Origin of the sequence: Caballeronia sp. GAWG1-1, from assembly GCF_023631465.1 — a bacterium.
In the GTDB taxonomy this organism is placed as follows: Bacteria; Pseudomonadota; Gammaproteobacteria; order Burkholderiales; family Burkholderiaceae; genus Caballeronia.
Map to the genome: position 1 here is coordinate 1 of NZ_JALQDB010000095.1, position 1,370 is coordinate 1,370.

Genomic DNA, 1,370 nt, shown 5'->3' on the forward strand with positions numbered 1-1,370 from the left:
TGTATCCCTTGATCATGAAGCGCCTGAGCGGCCGCCGCCGCCTCCTCAACCAGAGCGGCGTTTTGCTGGGTGACCTGATCCATTTGCGCGATGGCCTGATTCACTTGTTCGATGCCGCGACTTTGTTCGCCTGACGCCGCAGCAATTTCCTGCATGATGTCAGTCACTTTGGTCACAGCAGCGGTCACGTCAGCCATCGTCCGCCCCGCATCGCTTGCAAGGAGCGCTCCGTCCTGAACTTTTTGGACCGAGTTCTCGATCAAGGTCTTGATGTCCTTGGCGGCGCTTGACGAGCGTTGAGCGAGTGTTCGAACCTCGCTGGCGACGACCGCAAAGCCGCGCCCTTGTTCGCCGGCACGCGCCGCTTCTACTGCCGCATTCAACGCCAGGATATTCGTCTGGAATGCGATGCCCTCAATGATTGCGGTGATGTTGGCGATCTCGGTCGAGCTGTCGCTGATGCCGTTCATCGTTTCAACCACGCGGCCAACCACTGCGTTTCCTCGTCGAGCGATGTCGAAAGCGTTGCCCGCGAGCGATGCCGCATGTGAGGCGCTTTCGGAGTTGCTTTTAACGGCCGAATTAAGTTGTTCCATGCTGGCAGCGGTTTGTTCCAGCGATGCAGCCTGCTCCTCGGTGCGTTGGCTGAGGTCAGTGTTGCCGGTGGCAATCTCCCTTGCAGCGCATTCGACAGCGGTGCTGCTTTCTCGTACTTGGCCGATTGTTGCGGTCAATCGATCATTCATCTGTTGGAGCGCCCGCAACAGCGACGCCGTCTCGTCGCGACCTGAAACATGCAAGGTCGTTCGTAAGTCGCCTTGCGCGACCGCGTTGGCCGTCTGAACCGCGCGCTTGAGAGGCTCGACAATCGAGCGGGTGATGGCCGCTGCTGCACCGATCGCCAGCAGAATGGCGGCGAGACAAACGCCGAGCTGGATATTGCGGGTCAAGACATACTGCTGATCATAATCGGCTGCGATCTCAGCTTCTTTTTGTCGCGTGAGCGCCGCATACTCGTCTGTGGCATGGGTCAGCTTGGCAAGCAAGGGGCGGCACTCTGCGTTCATTTTCGCAATCGCCGCGTCCCGACGACCTGCATTCTCAAGCTCCAAGATCGCAGTAGCGACAGGGACATAAGCCTGCTCAATCTCATCAATACGGCCAACGAGTGCGCGGGCCTGATCCGATGCATCGGGTCTCGCAACCAGCCGCTTGAGTTCCGTCAGATGTGCCTGAACGTCGGAATGGGCCGCGACGACATCCGTCTTCTCCAGTGCAAGATCAGACGCGGTGTTGACTAACACAATATTGCGCGCGGCGATGGCGCGTCGGTCGACCGCCGCGCGTAGTTGTGCGGCAACGTTTGCGCG

Annotated in this window: 1 protein-coding gene; it reads right to left on the bottom strand. The window is 59.3% G+C overall.

Annotation, left to right across the window (positions count from 1 at the left end; all coding sequences use genetic code 11):
• Window positions 1–1,370 (bottom strand): methyl-accepting chemotaxis protein (locus NCT03_RS33580; RefSeq protein WP_250495506.1); only part of this gene is annotated, 1,370 nt, incomplete at both ends.